Annotated in this window: 23 protein-coding genes; 11 read left to right on the top strand and 12 right to left on the bottom strand. The window is 67.3% G+C overall.

The window, feature by feature from the left end:
* Window positions 1-11 precede the first annotated feature (11 nt).
* The 3 genes from I8E28_RS08955 to gph are packed head-to-tail and all read right to left on the bottom strand — an operon-like array spanning window position 12 to window position 2,304.
* Window positions 12-824, bottom strand: a complete 813-nt coding sequence (locus I8E28_RS08955; RefSeq protein ID WP_200787638.1) for an ABC transporter ATP-binding protein — start codon at window positions 822-824, stop codon at window positions 12-14.
* Window positions 821-1,636 carry an ABC transporter permease gene (locus I8E28_RS08950; RefSeq protein ID WP_200787637.1) on the bottom strand — a complete coding sequence of 272 codons (816 nt, stop codon included), beginning with the start codon at window positions 1,634-1,636 and terminating at the stop codon, window positions 821-823. Before I8E28_RS08950 ends, I8E28_RS08955 begins: the two co-directional genes overlap by 4 nt.
* On the bottom strand, window positions 1,633-2,304 hold the full coding sequence (gph, locus tag I8E28_RS08945) for a phosphoglycolate phosphatase (RefSeq protein ID WP_200787636.1): 672 nt from the start codon (window positions 2,302-2,304) through the stop codon (window positions 1,633-1,635). Before gph ends, I8E28_RS08950 begins: the two co-directional genes overlap by 4 nt.
* A gap of 138 nt (window positions 2,305-2,442) precedes the next feature.
* Between gph and I8E28_RS08940 the strand changes: the two genes are divergently transcribed.
* The 5 genes from I8E28_RS08940 (at window position 2,443) to I8E28_RS08920 (ending at window position 6,272) form a co-directional block, all read left to right on the top strand.
* Window positions 2,443-3,222: a GntR family transcriptional regulator gene (locus I8E28_RS08940; RefSeq protein ID WP_200787635.1), complete on the top strand. Its 780-nt coding sequence runs from the start codon at window positions 2,443-2,445 to the stop codon at window positions 3,220-3,222.
* Window positions 3,219-4,370 carry a mandelate racemase/muconate lactonizing enzyme family protein gene (locus I8E28_RS08935; protein ID WP_338050746.1) on the top strand — a complete coding sequence of 384 codons (1,152 nt, stop codon included), beginning with the start codon at window positions 3,219-3,221 and terminating at the stop codon, window positions 4,368-4,370. The genes I8E28_RS08940 and I8E28_RS08935 overlap by 4 nt, the downstream gene beginning before the upstream one ends.
* Before the next feature lie 83 nt (window positions 4,371-4,453).
* Window positions 4,454-5,350, top strand: coding sequence for a DUF3014 domain-containing protein (locus I8E28_RS08930; protein ID WP_200787634.1), 897 nt, complete (start codon window positions 4,454-4,456; stop codon window positions 5,348-5,350).
* A 4-nt stretch (window positions 5,351-5,354) separates the two neighbouring features.
* Window positions 5,355-5,918, top strand: a complete 564-nt coding sequence (locus I8E28_RS08925; RefSeq protein WP_200787633.1) for a DUF1439 domain-containing protein — start codon at window positions 5,355-5,357, stop codon at window positions 5,916-5,918.
* Between the two features lie 120 nt (window positions 5,919-6,038).
* The gene (locus I8E28_RS08920; RefSeq protein WP_200787632.1) at window positions 6,039-6,272 is read left to right on the top strand and encodes a hypothetical protein; all 234 of its coding nucleotides are present in this window, start codon (window positions 6,039-6,041) and stop codon (window positions 6,270-6,272) included.
* 195 nt (window positions 6,273-6,467) lie between these two features.
* Here the strand turns inward: I8E28_RS08920 and I8E28_RS08915 are convergent, their stop codons facing one another.
* From I8E28_RS08915 to I8E28_RS08900, 4 genes are all read right to left on the bottom strand, one after another.
* The gene (locus I8E28_RS08915) at window positions 6,468-7,151 is read right to left on the bottom strand and encodes a hypothetical protein (protein ID WP_200787631.1); all 684 of its coding nucleotides are present in this window, start codon (window positions 7,149-7,151) and stop codon (window positions 6,468-6,470) included.
* A 133-nt stretch (window positions 7,152-7,284) separates the two neighbouring features.
* A complete protein-coding gene (gene glsA, locus I8E28_RS08910; RefSeq protein WP_200787630.1) occupies window positions 7,285-8,277 on the bottom strand; it encodes a glutaminase A in 993 nt (330 codons plus the stop codon).
* Between the two features lie 144 nt (window positions 8,278-8,421).
* Entirely contained in the window at window positions 8,422-9,387 is a 966-nt protein-coding gene (locus tag I8E28_RS08905; RefSeq protein WP_200787629.1) for a Bug family tripartite tricarboxylate transporter substrate binding protein, read from the bottom strand.
* Window positions 9,388-9,430: 43 nt separating this feature from the next.
* Window positions 9,431-10,150, bottom strand: a complete 720-nt coding sequence (locus tag I8E28_RS08900) for an IclR family transcriptional regulator (protein ID WP_200787628.1) — start codon at window positions 10,148-10,150, stop codon at window positions 9,431-9,433.
* Window positions 10,151-10,230: 80 nt separating this feature from the next.
* Here I8E28_RS08900 and I8E28_RS08895 point away from each other — a divergent pair, with 80 nt between their 5' ends.
* Both I8E28_RS08895 and I8E28_RS08890 read left to right on the top strand, forming a co-directional pair.
* A complete protein-coding gene (locus I8E28_RS08895; protein ID WP_200787627.1) occupies window positions 10,231-11,439 on the top strand; it encodes a CaiB/BaiF CoA transferase family protein in 1,209 nt (402 codons plus the stop codon).
* Entirely contained in the window at window positions 11,436-12,269 is an 834-nt protein-coding gene (locus I8E28_RS08890) for a citryl-CoA lyase (RefSeq protein ID WP_200787626.1), read from the top strand. Before I8E28_RS08895 ends, I8E28_RS08890 begins: the two co-directional genes overlap by 4 nt.
* Here I8E28_RS08890 and I8E28_RS08885 read toward each other — a convergent pair.
* From I8E28_RS08885 to I8E28_RS08870, 4 genes are all read right to left on the bottom strand, one after another.
* Window positions 12,266-12,622, bottom strand: coding sequence for a hypothetical protein (locus I8E28_RS08885; protein WP_200787625.1), 357 nt, complete (start codon window positions 12,620-12,622; stop codon window positions 12,266-12,268). The genes I8E28_RS08890 and I8E28_RS08885 overlap by 4 nt on opposite strands.
* 714 nt (window positions 12,623-13,336) lie before the next feature.
* Complete coding sequence (locus tag I8E28_RS08880; RefSeq protein ID WP_200787624.1) at window positions 13,337-13,834, bottom strand: hypothetical protein; 498 nt, start codon at window positions 13,832-13,834, stop codon at window positions 13,337-13,339.
* Window positions 13,835-13,919: 85 nt separating this feature from the next.
* Window positions 13,920-15,236 (bottom strand): sulfatase family protein, encoded by a 1,317-nt coding sequence (locus I8E28_RS08875; RefSeq protein ID WP_200787623.1) that lies wholly within the window; start codon window positions 15,234-15,236, stop codon window positions 13,920-13,922.
* Window positions 15,233-16,186, bottom strand: coding sequence for a Bug family tripartite tricarboxylate transporter substrate binding protein (locus tag I8E28_RS08870; RefSeq protein WP_200787622.1), 954 nt, complete (start codon window positions 16,184-16,186; stop codon window positions 15,233-15,235). The genes I8E28_RS08875 and I8E28_RS08870 overlap by 4 nt, the downstream gene beginning before the upstream one ends.
* Before the next feature lie 77 nt (window positions 16,187-16,263).
* Here I8E28_RS08870 and I8E28_RS08865 point away from each other — a divergent pair, with 77 nt between their 5' ends.
* The 4 genes from I8E28_RS08865 to I8E28_RS08855 all read left to right on the top strand — a co-directional run bounded on the left by I8E28_RS08865 (window position 16,264) and on the right by I8E28_RS08855 (window position 19,002).
* Window positions 16,264-16,794 carry a MarR family winged helix-turn-helix transcriptional regulator gene (locus tag I8E28_RS08865; RefSeq protein ID WP_200787621.1) on the top strand — a complete coding sequence of 177 codons (531 nt, stop codon included), beginning with the start codon at window positions 16,264-16,266 and terminating at the stop codon, window positions 16,792-16,794.
* A gap of 421 nt (window positions 16,795-17,215) precedes the next feature.
* The gene (locus tag I8E28_RS21000) at window positions 17,216-17,536 is read left to right on the top strand and encodes a zinc finger domain-containing protein (protein WP_420850212.1); all 321 of its coding nucleotides are present in this window, start codon (window positions 17,216-17,218) and stop codon (window positions 17,534-17,536) included.
* Between the two features lie 247 nt (window positions 17,537-17,783).
* Complete coding sequence (locus I8E28_RS20995; protein WP_200790345.1) at window positions 17,784-18,050, top strand: RNase H family protein; 267 nt, start codon at window positions 17,784-17,786, stop codon at window positions 18,048-18,050.
* Between the two features lie 556 nt (window positions 18,051-18,606).
* The gene (locus tag I8E28_RS08855; protein WP_200787620.1) at window positions 18,607-19,002 is read left to right on the top strand and encodes a GFA family protein; all 396 of its coding nucleotides are present in this window, start codon (window positions 18,607-18,609) and stop codon (window positions 19,000-19,002) included.
* A gap of 271 nt (window positions 19,003-19,273) precedes the next feature.
* On the opposite strand, the gene I8E28_RS08850 is transcribed toward I8E28_RS08855, so the two are convergent.
* Entirely contained in the window at window positions 19,274-19,771 is a 498-nt protein-coding gene (locus I8E28_RS08850) for a cupin domain-containing protein (RefSeq protein WP_200787619.1), read from the bottom strand.
* Window positions 19,772-19,777 lie beyond the last annotated feature (6 nt).

The following is a 19,777-nucleotide window of genomic DNA, read 5'->3' as shown; positions in this document are numbered from 1 at the left end:
AGGGTGCGGAATCAGTCGGACAGCCGCACGGTCTGCCGGGCCTGGGCGGCGTACTCCTGCATCACCAGGTCACGGATGTGGGCGCGCATCTCGCCGAAGCGCGGGTCTTCGTGCACGTTCTCGGCACGCGGGTAGCCGAACGGCACGTCGATGATCGTGCGGATGCGCGCGGGGCGCGCGGTGACCACGACGATGCGGGAGGACAGGTAGATCGCTTCCTCGACCGAGTGCGTGATCAGGATGACGGTCTTGCCTTCGCGCTGCAGCACGTCGAGCAGCAGGTCCTGCATCGCCGAGCGCGTCTGCGCGTCGAGCGCGCCGAACGGCTCGTCCATCAACAGGAACTGCGGGCGCACCGCGTAGGCGCGGGCCAGGGCGAGCCGCTGGCGCATGCCGCCGGACAGGTGCTTGGGGAAGTGGTTGGCGAAGTCGGACAGGCCCATCAGGCCCATGTAGCGCTGCACCGTCTGCTCGCGCTGCGCGGCCGGCACGCGCCCGGCCGCCAGCTTGAGGCCGAACTCGATGTTCTGCCGCACGGTGAGCCAGGGGAAGACGCCGTACTCCTGGAAGATCACGCCGCGGTCGGGGCCGGGCGCGTCGACCGGCTTGCCGTCCAGCAGCACGCGGCCTTGCGAGGGCTGCACGAAGCCGCCAACGATGTTCATCAGCGTCGTCTTCCCGCAGCCCGACGGGCCGATGATGGAGACGAATTCGCCGTCGCGCACGTCGAACGACACGTCGTCCAGCACGCGCATCGGGCCGTGCTGCGTCGGAAAATCGACGCCGACGTGCTCGAAGGAAACGCGAACGGGGGCGGTTCTCATGCGATGCGGTCCTGCCAGGCCACCAGCTTGCGGGTGGCGGCGCGCAGCACCAGGTCCATCGCCAGCGCGATGAAGCCGATGCAGATGATGCCGACGTAGATGGTGTCGAGCTGGAAGAAGGCCGACGCATCCTGGATCAGGGCGCCGAGGCCCTGCTGCGCGGCGATCAGTTCGGACGCCACCAGCGTCGCCCACGCCACCCCGAGCGCGACGCGCACGGCGGTGAGGATGTGCGGGATGGTCAGCGGCACGATCACCTTGCCGAAGATCTCCAGGTCGCTGGCGCCCAGCGTGCGCGCGACCTTGATGAAGATCGGGCTGATCTGCGCGATGCCTTCGTACATCACGATCACGCCGGCGAAGAACGATGCGTAGAACAGGATCACCGTCTTGGCGGTCTCGCCGATGCCGAAGTAGACGATCACCAGCGGGATCAGCGCGATCGGCGGCAGCGCGCGGAAGAAGTTGATCACCGGGTCGATGAACACCCGCACGCCCTTGTACCAGCCGAGGCAGAAGCCCACCGGCACCGCGAGCAGCACGCCCAGCGTCACGCCGAGGAACACGCGCTGCGTCGACATCCACACGTCCATCGCCAGGCGGCCGCGCGCGAGCTCGAGGAACTTGGCGAACACCGCGTGCGGCGCCGGCACCAGCGCCGGGCTGATGAGGCCGCTGGCACGGATGCCGTACCAGGCCAGCACGATCAGGACCCAGGGCGCGAGCACCAGCGCGGCCTGCACGGCGAAGCGGCGGCCGCGTGAAGGTGCAGGCGCGTTGGCCGGGCGGACGGTGGCAGCTTCGGACGTCATGCGAAGGCCAGTTCGTCGATGGAATCGGCGTAGCCGTCCGCGTCCACCTCGCGCACCGGACGGCCATGGTTGAAGCCGTAGGTCACCAGCACCACCGGGCAGCCGGCGGCGCGCGCCGCGAGCGCGTCGTTGAGCGAGTCGCCGATCATCAGCGTGCGCGCGGGTTCCGTGCCCAGTTCCGCGCAGGTCTGCAGCAGCGGCATGGGATCGGGCTTGAGGCGTTCGAAACGATCGCCGCCGGCCACGACGTCGAAGTGGCGGTTCAGGCCCGTGATGCGCAACAGGTCGCGCGAAGGCGCGGTCGGCTTGTTGGTCACGCACGCAAGGCGCAGGCCGCGGTCGCGCAAGCGCTGCAGCCCCTCCGCCACGCCGGGATAGACCTTGGCATAGCGGCCGTTGACCTCGTCGTAGTGGCGGCGGTAGCGCAGCAGCGCGTCGTCCGCCAGCGCGTCGGCGCTGTGGGCATCGAGCCCGCCCGCCAGCAGCGCGCCGCGCACCAGGTGCTCGCCGCCCTTGCCGACCAGTTGCGACACGACCGCCGGCGACACCGGCGGCAGGCCGAGCTCGTCCAGCGCGCCGTCGAGGGCGGCCACGAAGTCGCCGAGCGTGTCGACCATGGTCCCGTCGAGATCGACCATCGCCGCCGCGAAATCCCCGGACAGCGTCATTGCGCGACGATCCCCGCCTTGCCTGTCGATTGCATGATTCGTCTCGTGTTGTCCTAACGTCCTATTGATAGTACCATTCACGCCGACATGCCCCCTCGGTTGTTTCCCTAGCCGGATCCCTGCACCAGCAGCATCCGCATGAGCACCGCCCTCCGCCCGACTTCCCGCGCTGCCGCGGCCGGCACCGGCGCGCGCGGCGCGCACTTCCTCGAGAGCGCGCTCCCCCGCTACGCACAGATCGCCGACCTGATGCGCCAGCGCATCGCGCGCGGCCTGTGGCCGCACGGCCACCGGCTGCCGTCGCTGGAAGCGCTGATGGCCGAATTCGGCGTCGCGCGCGTCACGGTGCGGCAGGCCATCGACATCCTCGCCCGCGAAGGGCTGGTGTCGCCGCAGCAGGGCCGCGGCACCTTCGTCACCGGCACGCCGCGGCGCGACCGCATCATCAACGTCGTCACCACGCTAGATGAACTGGCGCGCGTGTACGAGGACACGCAGCCCAAGATCGTCAACATCGACGAGGACGTCGGCTCGGCGCCCATCGACGCCGCGGAGGGCCATGCCGCGCCCGGCTACGCGTTCATGCGGCGCGTGCACTCGCGCGACGGCCGGCCGTACTGCGTGATCAACATCTACCTGGACGAGCGCATCTTCCGCAAGTCGCCGGCCGCCTTCCGCTCGCGCACCGTCATCCCGCTGCTGAAGTCGATGAAGGGCGTGCGCATCGCCAGCGCGCACCAGGTGCTCACCATCGGCAGCGCCGACATGGAAGTCGCGGCGCTGCTGGGACTGCCGGTGAACGCGCCGGTGGCCGAGGTGCGGCGCGTATTCAAGGACGCTGACGACACCGTCGTCTACCTGGCCGAGGTCACCTACCGCGGCGACGCCATCCGCCTCGAAATGGACCTGCAGCCGTGAGCCTGCCCGCCCTGCCCTCGGCCCCGCTGCGCCTCGCGCGCATCGAGGCCTTCGTCTTCCGCAGCCCGATCGCGACCCCGGTGCGCACCTCGTTTGGCACCATGCACGACCGGCCCGCGGTGTTCATTCGCGTCGAGGACACGGACGGCGCCGTCGGTTGGGGCGAGACCTGGTGCAACTTCCCCTCGGTCGGCGCGGAGCACCGCGCGCGGCTGGTGGAGTCGGTCTTCGCGCCGCTGGCGACCAGCCGTGGTTTCGACAGCGCCGCGCAGGCGTATGCATGGCTGGACGAGCGCACCGCCGTGCTGGCCATCCAGTCCGGCGAATACGGGCCGATGGCGCAGGCGCTCGCCGGCATCGACCTCGCGCTGTGGGACCTGTGCGCGCGACGCGCCGGGCTGCCGCTGTGGCGCTACCTCGGCGGCCACAGCGACGTCGTGCGTCCCTATGCGAGCGGCATCAACCCGGATGCACCGGAGGACATCGTTGCTGCGCGGCGCGCCGAAGGGTATGGCGCGTTCAAGTTGAAGATCGGTTTCGGCGAGGACCGCGACCTGCGCAACCTGCGTGCGTTGCGCGAGCTGCTCGGTGCATCGACGCCGCTGTTGGTCGACGCCAACCAGGGCTGGTCGCTGGACGAAGCGCTGCGCATGGCACCGAAGCTCGACGAGTTCGGCCTCGGCTGGCTCGAGGAACCGCTGCGCGCCGACCGGCCCTGGGCCGAGTGGCAGCAACTGCAGCGGGCCTGCGCGATGCCGCTCGCTGCCGGCGAGAACGTGGTCGGCGATGCCGGCTTCGACGCGGCGATCGCATCGCGCTCCTTGACCGTGCTGCAACCGGATCTCGCCAAGTGGGGCGGCATCTCCGCCTGCTGGCCGATCATCGACCGCGGCTTGCGCGCCGGCCTGCGCTACTGCCCCCACTACCTCGGCGCCGGCCTCGGCCTGCTCGCGTCGGCGCACGTGCTGGCGGCAACGGGCGCGGATGGCTGGCTGGAAGTCGACTCGAACCCGAACCCGTTGCGGACGGAGTTGATGGGGCCGTTGCGCGCGATCGAAGACGGCGTTTGCAGGCTGGGCGAGGCCCCGGGCATCGGTGTCGATCCAGACTTGCAGGCCCTTGCGGCCCTGACGGCGCGCCGCGGCTGACAGCACGCCTTCCAGCGAGTAAGACAGGTAACGGATGAGGCTGCGACCTTGAGGTCGCGCGTGGATCGGCGCAGCATGCAGGCATGACGGACGATCGACTGGAACCCAGCTTCTCTTCTCCATCTGGCGCGCCGCGTGCGCAGCCCGCCCTGCCCCGCAGTTCCGGCGCACCGCTGGCCGTGGGGCTGTTGGTCGTGGCGGTGCTTGCCGTAGGCGGCTGGTACGCCTGGACCAAGTTCAGCTCGCCTGCCGAGACGGTGGCCACCGCCCCGGCGCCCGCGACGGCGGAGCCGCGCCAGGAAGCCGCATCCGCGCCGCAAGCGCCGGCGCTGGTGCCCGCCGCGCCGGAGGATCCGGTCAAGGCCGAAGACATCACCGCCGCCCTGATCGGGCTGCTGGGGCGCGACGCAGTGCTGAAGTTCCTGGACACCACCGACTTCCCACGCCGCTTCGTCGCGACCGTGGACAACCTGGGGCGCGAGCATGCGCCGGTGGCGGTGTGGCCGGTGCAGCCCACAGCCGGGAAATTCCTCGTCACGGGCGCTGGCGATGCGACGCAGGTGGCCACCGGCAACGACGCGCGCTACGCGGCGTTCGTGGCTTTCGTGGGGTCCGTCGATGCCGCGAAAGCGGTGGACCTGTACCGCCGCATGTATCCCGCGCTGGAAGCGGCGTACCGTGATCTCGGGTTCACCAAACAGCCGCTGAACGCGCGCGTGCTCGAGGTCATCGACCTGCTGCTGGCGACGCCGGATCCTGCGCAGCCGCCGAAGGTCGTGCTGACGGAGGTGAAGGGACCGATCGCGTCGCCGCGTCCGTGGACGCGCTACGAATACCAGGATCCCAAGTTCGAGCGACTCGCCGCCGGCCAGAAGATGCTGTTGCGCGTGGGCGCGGACAACCGCAAGGTGCTGAAGGCCAAACTGCTGCAGATGCGGCAGCAGCTGGTGCAGGTGTCGACGCAGCCCGCCGCGCGCTAGTCGCATGGATCGACGTTCGTTCGTGGCCGCTCTGGCAGGCTGGCCCGCCCTGCCGCTCTTCGCGCAGGACGATCCACGGCCCCGCCACAGGCTGTCGGCCGCGCAGTTGCACGAAGCACTGTCGGCCCGCTTTCCCCTGCTGCTCGGCATTCCCGGCCTCGCGCAGATCCAGGTCAGCGCACCCCGGCTCCTGCTGCTGCCGGCCCGCAACAAGCTGGGCGCGTCGCTGCACGCCGAGGCGAGCGGCAGCGCGTTCGGTCGCCTGCCTCCCGGCGAAGTGGACGTGGTGTTCGCCTTGCGCTACGAGAGCGCCGACCGGTCCGTCCGCGCCCACGAGCCGGACATCGTCGGCATCGACTGGCCGGGCCTCACGGCCGAGGGCAAGCAGGCACTGCAGTCCCTGCTGCCCGGCATGGCGCGCGAGGTCGCGGCCGAACTCGTCCTGCACAAGTTCACGTCACGCGAGCTGGCGCTGCCGGACACGATGGGCCTCGAGCCGTCAACGCTGACGGTCGTCGACGACGGGGTGGTGGTGGAGTTCCGGGAGAAGCGGATGCGCGCCGGCTGATCACGGGTGAGCCGGTGTCACGGCGCCCGACGTTCCTTGCATCCAGGGTGCCTCCCCTCCGACGCAGCGAACGTGACGCCCGCCGCATCCTTCGGGGATCCCATCCCAGGACTCCACAACATGCCGCGAAAGGACAAGTCCGCCGAGACCGGCAAGCAGAAGCACCAAGCCGGCGCCATCGCGAAGGGCCACGAGAAACAAGGTGTGGCGCATCCTGAAGCCGAGGCGCGCGGCTGGGCCGCTGCCAGCAAGCTGCACAGCGGAGGCAAGGAGATGGCCGCCTCGCGGCGCAAGCTCCCTTCCGGCCCGCTCGGCGGTTCGGGCCGAAAGACCAACGTGTCGCGATCCTCCTGAGCTGCGCTGCTCAGGCTGCGGGCGCGAGATCCATCGCCGGCAGCACTCGCGTGAACGGCACGTTCGCCTCCCGGTTCACCTGCTCCACGTCCGCGGCCGACTCGGCCTCGAACAGGCACATGCACACGCCGGTTTCCGGCACGAAGGCGGCGATTTGTCCCGGTCGTGAACCCCTGAGGCGACTCCCAGGCCGGCTCACATCAGCCCGAGCCCGGCGAACGTGCTGACCTCGGACTGGCGGTTCGGCGGCAGCGTGACGAAGGCGGAAGTGACCTCGTCGCCGACGAATTCGGTGGTGACGATGGCGCCTTTCGCGCCATGGTCCATGGCACTGCCGAGCGCGTTGTACGTTTGCGCGCAAACCTTGATGCTGCCCGGGGACGACTTGCGCATGAACGCCAGGGCATCCTCCAGTGGGCTGCCCACCGCCAGGCTGCGCTGCTCCCCGAACAGGTCGAACGTCGCCACTGTCGTGGTGCGGGTCAGGATCGCGGCCTGGACACGCTCGCTGGATGCACGTTGCAGCAGCACCGCCGTGGCCAGCGCGGGCTCGGCATCCATGAAACGGAAGACCGCTGTCTCGCGGCACGGCTCGAACTCGCCGCCACACCGTGCGGCCAAGGCCGCCAGGTCCTGGTTCGACCACTCGGACTTCGACGGATCGCAGCAAAGCAGCGCGACGGGCTGTTGCCGGAACCGGACCGATGCCTGGCCGCCGCCGAGGAAGACCTCTCGCCAGGCGGCCGGGAAGTCCGCCAGCAGCCGATCGGACAGCTGCTCGAGGAGAAGTGCATTCTCGGGGGGCTGCGCCGCAGCCGCACGGGAGGATGCCACGCGCTCCCGCAGAGAGTCGAGCAGCTTGGGTGAAGGTTCTTGCATGGAGAGGCAGCCACTGACGCGATACAGGACTGTGGCTGACGGACGAGCTCTCGCCTAGGCTCGTGTTTAGTTATCCCCCGTACGGATCTGCGCGTAACCCGAACGGTGTAAGGCCGCAACTTCGCGCCGCCGCTCAACTGTCCTTCGCGTCGTCCCCGTCCAGCCCCACGGCAGTGATCTCGCCCGCGGCGCCGCTGCCGCCGAAGATGCCCAGGTCCCATTCGCAGGACCAGTCCTTCAGCACGGCCAGGCCGCGCACGCTGTGTCCGTGCGAATCGAGCCGCGGCGAGTAGACGGCCAGGCCCATGCGACCGGGCACCACGGCCAGGATGCCGCCGCCCACGCCGCTCTTGGCCGGCAGGCCCACGGTGTAGGCCCAGTTGCCGGACGTGTCGTACATGCCGCAGGTGAACATGAGCGTCAGCACGTCGCGCACGTGCTCCCGGCGGATCGCGCGGCGCCCCGTGCGCGGGTGCACGCCGCCATTGGCCAACGTGGCGGCCATGCCTGCCAGTTCGCGCACGTCGGCGGTGACCACGCACTGGCGGTTGTACATGCGCATCGCGCCGTCGATGTCGTCGCCGATGACGTCGAAGTGCCGCAGCAGGTGGGCGATGGCGCGGTTGCGGTGCGCCGTTGCCGTCGAATCGGTCGCACGCGGATGCAGGCGCGCGGGACGCCCGAGGTAGTCGCCGAACATGTCCATCATCCAGCCGTCGGCCTGCTGCGGGTCGGCGTGGTGCAGCATCGCGGAGATGGCGATGGCGCCCGAATTGATCATGGGGTTGTACGGGAGGTGGTCCTCCTCCAGCTCGGTGAGCGAGTTGAAGGCCTCGGTGGTCGGCTCGACGCTCACTTTGCGGTGCACCTCCTGGCGCGATAGGCGATCCAGCGCCAGGCCGTACAGGAAGGGCTTGGAGATCGACTGGATGGCGAACTCCTTGGCGTCGTCCCCGGCGGAGAACACCTGCCCGTCCACCGTGGCCATGGCGATACCGAAGCGTTCGGCTTCACCGTCCTCCAGCGTCTCCGTGGGGCCGGAGATCTCTCCGTCACGCAGCGGAAGGAAGCGTTCGATGAGCTCGCCGAGATAGGCGTCGGGTGGTGGGGCGGTGCGCGGATCCATGCGGCACCTTAGCCCGGAATCCAATCAGCAGGCATAAGACGACCGGAACACCGCCGCCGGATCCGGCACGTAGCGCAGCGCAGGCACCTGCGCCGCCGCGTCACTGCGCCTGCGGCCCCACGAACAGGGCCGCTCGCTCCCAGGTCATTCCAGCGAGATGTTGGCCTTGCGGATGATCTGGCCCCACTTCTCCGTGTCCTTCTTGACGTACTGGAGCACTTCGTCGGGCGTCGATGGGAGGGTCTCCATGCCGTGCGGGTCGATCTTCTCGATCACGGCCGGGTCCTTCAGCACCTTCTGCAAGGCTGCGTTGATCTTCATGACGACCGGGTCGGGCGTCGCCGCGGGAACGTACATCGCGTACCAGGACGAGTACTCGAAGCCCGGCAGCGTGGCCGACATCAGCGGCAGCGATCGCGTCGCGGGCGACTTGCTCGGGGCCGTGGCGGCGAGCAGCCGGACATAGCCCTTGTCCACCACCGCCTGCAACGAGGGCAGGCTGCTGAACATCGCACTCACGCGGCCCGAGACCAGGTCGTTCACCGCCGCGGAACTTCCCTTGTAGGGGACGTGGATCGTCTCGGCGCCCGACAGGCTCTTGAACATTTCCGCGCCCAGGTGCGCGGTGCCACCCACGCCGGCCGAGGCGAAGCTCACCTGGCCCGGGTGGGCCTTGGCGTACGCGACCAGTTCCGCGACGCTCTTGACGGGCAGCTTGCTGGACACCACCAGCACGTGCGGGCTGGTGGTCACCATGCCCACGGGCCGCAGCTTCGACAGCAAGTCCGCCCCGCCCTGCTTGCTCAGCAGCGGCTGGAGCACTGCATTGCCCAGCGCGGGCATCCACAGCGTGTGGCCGTCCGGATCGGAGCGGGCAACCGCCGTCAGCGACGGGACGCCCATGGCGCCGCCGTTGTTCTCGACGACCACCGGCTGCCCGATTTCGGCGCCCAGCTTCAGGGCGATCTCGCGAGCGGTGATGTCCGCAGGGCCGCCTGCCGCATAGGGCACGTTGATCTTCACCGTCTTGGTTGGCCAGGCTTGCGCGTACGCCGCCGTCGCGGTGAGCAGGACAGCCACCAGTCCCGCGCGATTCACCCATCGTTTCATGTGTCCATCTCCTTCAGGTCAAAACAAGTTTGGTCAGCCGGTGTCAGCGCGGCGAGCCGCCGAGTCGCACCGTGAGTTGCCGCGCCGCGCCCCGGACGTCGTCCACGAACCCCGGGCGTTTCCTCGAGGTCGGCATCGTCAGCGTGAGTGCCCCGACGAGCCGCCCATCGGCGCCGAACACCGGCGCCGAAATGCCCGACAGATCCGGGACACGGTCGCTGTCGATGTCCACGTAGCCCTGCTGGCGGGTCCTCTCATGCGCGGCGCCCTTGGCGCCTTCGAACGCGCGCAGGACGCGCCCGCCCGCACCGCGGTCCAGCGGCAACAGGTCGCCTGCCCGGGTGTGGTCGCGGACGACATGCGGGGAGTCCACCCGGTACAGGCAGAGCCTCTGCTCGCCCTGCCGCACGTGGAATGCCGCGCTTTCCTGCGTACGCGCCACCAGCGCGCGCAAGGCGGGAACGACCTCCGCCTCCAGCGAGAACGAGCCCGTGAACACGGCGTGCAGGCGCGCCACCTCCGGCCCGAGCGCATAGACGCCGTCACCTTGGCGCACGACCAGGCGGGCGTGCTCCAGAGATGCCAGCAGGCGCAGCACGGTGCTCTTGTACAGCCGGCTCCGCTCGGCGAGTTCGGTCAGGGTGAGCGTGCGGTCCCCGCTGCGAAACGCCCCCAGCACGCTGAGCGCGCGATCCACCGCCGCGACGCCTCCGGGCGCGGAGTTCTCGTCGGCAATCGAAGGCTCGATGGGCTTTCTCGGCATCACAGGTTCATTTTTGGAACTTCATTCTATAGCATAGAATGAAGGCTTCCCGCCCGTTCCCCCGCCTCTCCTGAAGACACATGACCAAGGCCATCAAGCCGCTGCAGGGCGTGCGCGTCCTGGACCTCACCAACGTCCTCGCCGGTCCCTTCGCCTGCCACCAGCTGGCGCACATGGGCGCCGACGTGATCAAGGTGGAATCGCGCAACGGCGGTGACCTCGCGCGGCAGCTCGGCGCGGATGCCGACCTCAATCGCGCCCACATGGGCGTGTCCTTCCTCGCCCAGAACCCGGGGAAGCGCTCCCTGACGCTCAACCTGAAGAGCGACGAGGGCAAGGACGTCTTCAAGCGCCTGGTCCGCAGTGCCGATGTCGTGGTCGAGAACTTCCGGCCCGGCGTCATGGACCGGCTCGGTGTCGGCTTTGACGTCCTCCGCCAGGAGAACCCGAAGCTGGTGTACTGCGCGATCTCCGGCTTCGGGCAGGAAGGACCGCTGCGCGACCTGCCCGCCTACGACCAGATCATCCAGGGCATGGCCGGCGTCATGAGCATTACCGGCGATGCAGGGTCGGCACCCCTGCGCGTCGGCTACCCGGTGGCCGACACGATCGGCGGGATGACCGCCGCGTTCGCCATCGCTGCAGCGCTGGCCGACCACGATCGGGCGGAAGCCGTGTTCCTGGACGTGTCGATGCTCGAGGCCACCATGGCCACGATGGGTTGGGCGGTCTCCAATTACCTGGTGGCCGATCGCGAACCGAAGCCGATGGGCAACGACAACGTGACCGCGAGTCCATCGGGCACGTTCCGAACCGGCGACGGCCTGATCAACGTCGCCGCGAACAAGCAGGAGCAGTTCGAGGCGGTCTGCCGCGTCGTCGGGCGCGCGGCGTGGATCACCGATCCGCGCTTCGCCGACCGGCATGCCCGCCTGCAGCACCGCGGCGAACTCAAGGCGCTGCTCGACGAGGCACTCGCCGCGGATTCCACCGAGGCCTGGTGGCAGCGCTTCAACCAGGTCGGCGTGCCCGCCGGTCCGGTGTACACGGTGCCGCAGGCCCTCGCGCATCCGCAGGTCGCCGGGCGCGGAATGATCGCGACCTTCCCCGACGTGCCGGGCGTGGGCAGGGACGTGCGGGTCGTGCGCACGGGGTTCAAGGTCAACGGAGAAGCACCCACGGTGGAATCGCCTCCGCCACGCCTGGGCGAGCACACCGCCGCGATCCTGGCCGAACTGGGCTACGACGCGGCGGCCGTGCAATCCCTCCAGGACAAGGAAGTCGTATGAGAAGCGAAGAGCACGCCGGCGTCGAACAGGGCGTTCGGGACTGGTGGCGCACGTCGATCATCGACATGGCGCCCGGGGTGATCCGCTACCGCGGCTATCCGATCGAGCAACTGATCGGCCGGGTCAGCCTGCCGCACATGATCTGGCTCATGACCCGCGGGGACCTGCCGACCGACCGGCAGGCCTTGCTGCTCGATGCAGCGCTGGTCGCCGCGGTCGATCACGGTCCCCAGGCGCCCAGCATCGCCATCGCGCGCATGGCCACGACCTGCGGCGTCGATCTCAACAACGCGATGGGATCGGCGGTCAACGTGCTGGGGGACGTGCATGGCGGCGCCGGCGAGCAGGCGGTGGAACTGTACGAGTCCATCGCCGCACACATGGATCGTGGGATGGCGTTCGAGGAGGCCGTCCGCAGCGGGCTGGACGAAGCGATCGCGACCCGCGGCAAGTTCGTCGCCGGCTTCGGCCATCGCTTCCATCCCGTCGACCCGCGCGCACCGCGCTTGCTCGAACTCGTGGACGAAGCCGCACAGGCCGGCGAGGTCAGCGGCCGGTATGCGCGCATCGCACGCGGCGTGGAAGCGGAGCTCGCAGCCCGCAAGGGGGGCCGGCGCATCCCGATGAACATCGACGGCGCGACGGCGGTGATCTATGCGGAACTGGGCTTTCCCGCGCCCCTGGCCCGAGGGCTCTTCTGCCTCTCGCGGTCGGTGGGCATCCTGGCGCATGCCTGGGAGCAGTCGCAGCAAGGTGGCAGGAACAAGGGACCGATCCCGCGCCAGTACACCTGGACCTACGACGGCCCGGCGCAGCGGGACGTTCCCTAGGGTTCCGCGAAAGCCTCGCTGAAGGCGGAGGCAAAGGCGGGCGATCCGCTGACGGTCAGCGCAATGGTGACGCGGCCGCGAGGTGGTGGCATGACCACCCGATTCCGGGCAAAGTCATAGTCCATCTGCAGCGGCTCGTCGTGCTCGCCACTTCCCTGCAAGTGGAAGTCCCAACCGTCCGCGTCTTCGAACGCCGATGGTGCACCGAAGCTGCGATGCGCCCACCCCAGCACCGCTGCAATCTCCTCGCAAAGCGCCGGCATGCGCGCCGGGAGGACGGACGCCAACGCGTCGAAGCTGCAGGAGCCGCCCGGCTCGTCAGTCGAGTCGAACAGCAGGTAGTCGAGGTGCACTGATGGAGCATGCACCACGCGACGCATGTCTGGTTGCGGCCAGAAGCGAACATTCGGGCCGGCACAACCGTGTGCACCTGGTCGGCAGCAGAAGCCAGCGGGACAAACGTCGGAGTTGACCGGCACGCGCCGGCAGTGCGCCGCACGGCGTAGGCTTGTCCACACGCCTTGCGGCGCACTGATGGTGCGTGTCCGTGTCTAACGACCTGTTAGACCGCATTCCCATCCTTCGCACCGCCTCCAGCCGGGTGAAGCAAACTCCAAACGTACAACCATCCCACCACGCCCCCAGCTAGAGCAAACCCCGGAACCAGCCAGAGCGTTGTGATGGGAGAGCGAATAAGCGGACCGAAGAACAGCGCTGCGTAGATCGCAAGTCCTAAGAAAGCACCGAACATGCACCCAAGCGCAATGGCCATGATGTGGCGCGAGGAACGTCGGCCGAACTTCATCAGGATCACCTGAGCCATGCCTGAAGCCACCCGTATCCGATGAGGCCGAAGATTGCAGCGATGAAGATCCAGTAGAGGCTTCGAGCTCGAGGGCTCATACGCTTCCACGTTTCATCATCAGGCCCTCCAGGTGCAGCCACTGCGCGTCCTCGTACGGTCTAGCGTCGGAGTTGACCGGCACGCACCGGCAGTGCGCCGCACGGCTCTTTGGTTGATGTCTGCTTCGGGCCGGAAGCGGCCATCGGCTGACCTTTGTAAGTCGCTAGTTTCTGCGCCCTAGTCGCATGGCGCATTCGAACTGGTCCCGGCTTCGCCAGGCGAGGGAGGATCCTTCTCTCAGTTTGACGAGTTCAAGTTCCACGGTAGCCCGGCCACCAACCTCGCTGACGTGGAACTCTGACTGGCTCAGGACACCCTTCATGCGCACATCTTGGCCAGAGGGCGCCGCCACAAATTCCAGAACTCCCGTCTGCGGATCCCAACTGACGTTCCGCAAGACCGCCGTCGGCGAATCTGATTCGAGCACCGGATAAGACAGTGCGCCGAAGAATCCAATTTGGTCGCGCACAAGGTGCAGCCGGTAGGTGGCGTTCGCATCCTCGAAGTCGCCGACAAACACTGGCGCTGGCTGCGCCAATTCAAATGACTCCAGCACACGCAGATTGTGGATCCAGGGCTGCGTATCAGTGGCAGCGGCTCGTGGGCAAGGGGCTTGAGCATGGGCGATCGCTGCGACCAGCATCGCTGAGCCCACCGTCATCCCACGTAGTGGCCACCTCATGGGCGCATTGTCGTCCGCTTCTGGCCGGAAGCGGACATTCGCGTCCATGAAGCAGGATGTGTGCTCAGCGCGACGGCATATCCGCAAGGGAATACGGCAGCCTGACACCGGCGTCTGGCGGGATCTCAGGCATCGTTCGATTCCACGCTTCCCATTGGGAGCACATCTCCGCAAGCTTGGCAGGCTGCTCTTGGACAAGGTTGGCACGCTCGCGCTCGTCGACCGCTAAGTCAAACAGGTAATCACGGCCGTCAACGCGCAGGTACTTCCATCGGCCCTCGCGAATAGCGCGTTGCCCGCGCTCCTTGGTCCGCCAATACAAGGTCCGCGGAAAGCAGTGCATAGGGTCACGCAGGATCGGGGAAAGCGACACGCCATCCGGCGCGTAACCGGCGTCCGGGGGAACACCCGCTTCCGCCAACACGGTCGCTGAAAAGTCCATGGTCATGCACAGTTGGCCGGAGACGCTGCCAGGTGGAACCACGCGGGGCCAATGCGCGATCCACGGTACGCGGATCCCGCCTTCCGTCAGGTCCATCTTCCCGCCCACCAGCGGCCAGGTGTCGGAGTAACGCTCGCCACCGTTGTCGCTGGTGAACAGGATCAACGTGTCCTGCAGCATCCCGTGCGCGTCCAGTTCTGCGGCGACTGCGCCGATCCCTTCATCCATCTGAGTGATCATTCGCTGGTAGGTCCTTACGCTCCCGCCCTGCAAATCGGCAAGTGCACCATGGAGCCGAGCGGACCGGTGTCGGTCTTCGCGGGTCTCCCAAGGCCAATGCGGGGCGGTGTAGTGAAGGCTCAGGAAGAACGGGGCATCCTGCATGGCCATGCGGCGGATGTAGTCCACTGCCCGGTGCGACAGGAGATCTGTCAGGTAGCCGTCCTCAACGTGTTCCTGCCTGTTGCGGAACAGGTCATGCACGCCATCCGTGTCGCAGTGCGTGAAGTAGTCCACCGCACCGGAGATCGAACCGAAGAACTCCTCGTAGCCGGCGCGCGTTGGCCCGAAGCGGGGCGGGTATCCCAAGTGCCACTTGCCAACTAGCGCCGTCCGCCAGCCGGCGTCGCGCAGCAACGAAGGCAACGTCGGATGTTCCGGGGGCAGACCGAGACAGTCGCTATCGCGGGCCGTCCCGGTGATCGGCTCTTCCGCGGCGCCGCGCAACCGGTACTGGTAACGCATCGTCATCAAGGCAAAGCGCGTGGGCGAACACACCGGCGAGTTCGCGTACCCCTGCGTGAAGCGCAAGCCGCCGGACGCCAGCCGGTCCAACACTGGAGAGACCAGTCCGGTCGCGGACGGGCGCGCGCCATAGCAGCCTAGGTCGGCGTAGCCGAGGTCGTCCGCGACGATGTAGACGACATTCAACCTCCTCATTGGAGTTGCAGGCCGCTGCTGCGCACGAGGTCGCGCCAGCGGCCGTACTCCGACCAGATGAAATCGCCGAACTCGCGCGGGGTGCCGGCTGCGGGCTCGATGCCCATCCCAGCCAGAGACGATCGGACCTGCGGGTCGTCCAGTGCACGATTGATGGCGGTATTGAGCAGGTCGACCTTCGATCCCGGAAGTGCCTTGGGTCCAACGAAGCCCCACCATGAACTGGCCAGCAGCGAGATTCCTTCTTCCTGCAACGTCGGCACATCAGGCAGCAGGGTCAGGCGCTGCGGGCCGCTGACGGCGAGCGCTCGCAACGTCCTCGCCTTGAGGTGCGGCAACGGGCTCGGCAAGGACTCGAACATCGCTTCGACCTGGCCCGAGAGGATGCCGTCGTACATGCGCGAGGTGGCATAGGGGACGTGCAGCATCTCCATGCCCGTTTCACGTTGCAGCTGCAGCGTCGCGAGGTGATGCATGCTGCCCACGCCGGGCGACGCGTAGGCCACCTTGCCGGGCCGCGATTGCACCCACGCAACGAAGTCGCGCATCGTTCGCGCGGGGTTGTCTGCGCGGATGAGCCACGCATACGGGCCGCGAGCCACTTGCGCGATGGGGCTGAAATCGGCAGGCGCGTAAGGCGGCCGCTCGCGAATCGCTGGCCCGGTCGCCAGGTTCGCGGCCACGCCGAACAGAAGCGTGTAGCCGTCCGGCGCAGCGCGTGCGACCGCCTCTGCGGCGATCATGCCTGCGGCCCCGGGCTGGTTATGAATGACCAATGGCTGCTGAAGCTGCGGTTCGACCGCCCTCGCCAGCAGGCGGAGAGCGGCGTCAGGCGGGCCGCCCGGCGGAAATCCGTGCAGCACCTTGATGGGCCTCTCGGGAAAGCCTGCAGCCCGGACGCCCTGCTGGACGAGGCAGGCAGCAAGGATCAATGAACGGCGAGTAAGCATGTCGGTCTCCTGGCGATGCGGCCCAATCTAGATGCGATCGACATAATTGTTCTAAACACGCACTACCGGAGTTGCGCATGAGCCTGAGGACGCCGCGGACCCACGACGACTTGGTCAACTACAGGATCAAGCAGCTGCAGGTGCTCGGCGGCGCGCCCGCATTGCGCATCTGCGAAGGCCAGTTCGGCCTCGCGCGCCAGGAGTGGCGCCTGTTGGCGGCGCTGGTGGAGCATGGGACAAGCAGCCCGACGGCGTTGGCGGAAAACGTTCTCATGGAGCGGGCGCGCGCCTCGCGCACTCTGGCCAGCCTTGTGGAGAAGCACCTGGTGACCCGTTCGGCCGACTCGGGAGATGGGCGGCGGGCGACCGTTTGTGCGACGGCCGAGGGGCGCCTTCTCTACGCCCGGTTATTTCCACTGCTGACTGAAGTCAACGTCCGCCTCCTGTCGGTGCTCGAAGACGGTGAGCTCCAGGTGTTCGAGCACTGCCTGGACAAGCTGACTGCGAACGCCAGGCAGGTGCTGCGCAATCTTCCCGCGGACGCGCCCAAAGCCGACCGCCGCTCGGGAGGGTCCAAACGGGTGTGGGATCGTCGTCGCATCGCGTAGTAGAGCTGGCCCCGCGCAAAATGCGCGAGCAGGCTTGGACCGAGGCCACCGAAGTCGCCCAACAGCGCAGCCTCCTCAGCCAGCAGCCCCCGGATTCCCTCAAAGTCGCTCAATCAGGCGGTGCAGCAGCACATCCTGTTCGCGCGAGGGCAGTGCGCGTTCTGCCTCACTGCCCCCCGAGTCTTGACCACGCGTTGCTTGGCGCAATGCACGATCTGTCAGGCTGACGCGTCGCTCTTCCCGGTGGCTGCTCAGGTGCTAGTCGACTCACTGCAGGCCCGCAATTCTTCACTGATGGCGCAGGCGACCACATTCCCACTTTTGCAAGAAGCGGCTCGCGGGGCTGGCAGAAAGCGGACGGCAACACCGGGCCTGCAATCACCACCGCCGCGCGCCGGACCCGGGCTCCTCCTTATTGGCGATGGCGCTAAGTCTCACCCTCGCTATTTTTGGGTGCCGGCGGAAAGTGCCTCATCAAGACAAGGTGGCGCCCATCGATTCGCGTCGATCAACGGATGGATCTTGTCCAAAGTGCGGCGCTGAGGCCGGCGCACCGTGTCGATCACTAAAGACGGGGCGCCCGGTGCCGTATCCACATAGCGGGCGCCGCAGCCCAAACGGTGCACTGAATCCCGCACAGCTCAAGAACGACAAACCGAAGTTGCGCGACGCCTTTTCGCCAAGCTCTGTTCCGCAGCAAACTTGGCTCTCGATTCTCAAGAACCCGCGCAACGATTCTTGATGGCGCTGCCCTCATAGACTCGATGAGACGGCATCACCGCAGCAAGGTTCACGACTTCTCGCAAGCGCCGGGCTACTTCCGGCGCGAACGGTCGCCTGCTGTCCGTTGCGTGACCCTTGTCGGCTCTTGGCCGTGAGCGGTCATCCCCGGCGCTATTGCTTCGGGTCGAAACGGACGTGTGCGCGGAGTCGCCCCGCTACGTCTGTGTCGGACTTGAGCTTGAGGGGACAATAAGCGCCTTCGGAAAATCGTCCACTCGTTTCCGATACGTGTTGAGGTCAGGTGGGTGAAAGGTCATAAGACGAGCGCCCACAATCGCGCCGCCGACAAACTGGCCAAGCAGTCGGCGGGAATGCCCTTCAACAAGCCGCTGTCTGTCAGTCAGACCGCGAAGAAGTGGTCCGATCAGAAAACAGATCGGGGCTGCGTGTCGGTAGAGGGCAGCAGATCAAGATCCGCATTGTCTCCACGGAGTTCAAAAGTCGTAACGATTACGAATTTCGCTACGGGGTGATTGATCCTGACGACCCGTCATTCAGGTGCGTCGACTTTGTGCGGTATGTCAGGCCTCTGAGCCGCCACGAGTGCCTGCTGGTTCGACTGAACACGGACCATACGAATCCGCGCATCGAGGAGGTGCTGGAAGAACTCGACCCAGCTCAGATGCGAAATGCATGGGACGAACGTGCTGGCGATTCAAATCCGCAGTGAGGAGGCCAGGGCCGTAGGCCTGAGGTCAGCTTCCGGCCGGAAGCGGACAATCTGGTTGGACGCGGCGGCGTGGAAAGCAGACATGGACCGAAGCCAGCGGAATGCAGCGTCCCCTAACAGGCGCAGGGCTCCAGGGCCTGCGTGCGCTCCGCGGATAAGGGCGGCCTAACAACCGTTCGCTGGAGTAGCGACCAGCCCGCGTCCTCGATGGCAGCTTGCGGGGAGCGGGCACTTGAGCTGCGCCTGCAGGCGAAGCGGCGTCGAGGCTCCAGGAAGCGCATGGGTCCATGTCGTGACTTCATAATGCCGCCGGCGCAGAACCGGCGCGTGCCGGTCGACTCGTTGCCGCAGAAGACACCATGATCGTCAGGCTTGCTTCATGCAGTTGCGGCCAGCTCACTGCTCGAGTTGTCGGCGAGCCAACTCGGATCTCCATCTGTCACTGTCTGGGGTGCCAGCGACGCACAGGGAGTGCCTTCAGCAACCAAGCCAGGTTCCCCCGAGCCAACGTCGCGCCTTCGGGTGTGGCGTCCGAGTACGTGCAGGCTGGTGACGAAGGGCCCGGTGCGCGGTTCCACTTCTGTCCGCACTGTGGAGCGACCGTGTACTACGAGCCGCTGGCCATGCCCGACCAGGTCTGCATTCCCGTAGGCGCGTTCGCTGATCCTGGTTTTCCGGTTCCGACGGTTTCCGTGTACGAGGAGCGCATGCATCGCTGGATCGTTCCGCCGGCCTCCGCGGAGCACATCTTCTAGACCCACCACAGATCCTGGCCGCCGGCGTTTCGGCTCACGACCTCGACAGTCCCCGCAAGGCCGCTATTGGCCGGGAGCGGCTGCCGGCGAAGCACGTCTGCTGTGGCATCGAGGTAGATGGCTCGCACCCTAGCCACTCTGGTCGTTCAACACACCTTGAAAGAACGGTAGTACGCGGCGAATGCCGCCGGCAACTGCTGCTTCGCAGCACAACCCGGATCGGCAAACTACGCTGCCTTCACCTTCGAGGCCAGCCGCGTTCCGCAGCGGATTAGGCCGGCGGCGAGCCCGGCGGCAGGAAGTGGATCCCGTGCTTCGCGCCGATGCCAGGCACCTTTCCCAGGTCCGTCGGCGATTTCACTTGCTGGTCGACGTCGCGGAAGAAGGATTCCGCGTGCGCGGGCGCATCGAAGATGAGAATGCGTGCCGGTCGCGGCGAAGCTCCCGAAAAGCCATGCACGGTGCCGGCCGGCGCATACAGGAAATCCCCGGCTCGCACGCGCCGGGATTCGCCCGCAAGTGAGAAGTTTGCTTCGCCCTCGACGACGTAGTACGCCTCGTCCCACGCATGGTGGTGCGGCGGCGGCCCTGCGCCCTCGGGCAGGCTCACTTCCATCAGGGACCACTTGTGCCGCGTCCTGTCCGCCGTGCACAGGAACCGGACCCCGGCCCCCATGACGGCGAGGCTTTCACCCTCGCCCTGCTTCACGATCATGTGCTCGCTTGACATGCGGACCTCCGTTTCCATCGGTGAGAACGTGGCATACACTATGAC

It is taken from the genome of Ramlibacter algicola (assembly GCF_016641735.1).
Taxonomy (GTDB): domain Bacteria; phylum Pseudomonadota; class Gammaproteobacteria; order Burkholderiales; family Burkholderiaceae_C; genus Ramlibacter; species Ramlibacter algicola.
This window is presented reverse-complemented; position numbering and strand designations above follow the sequence as displayed.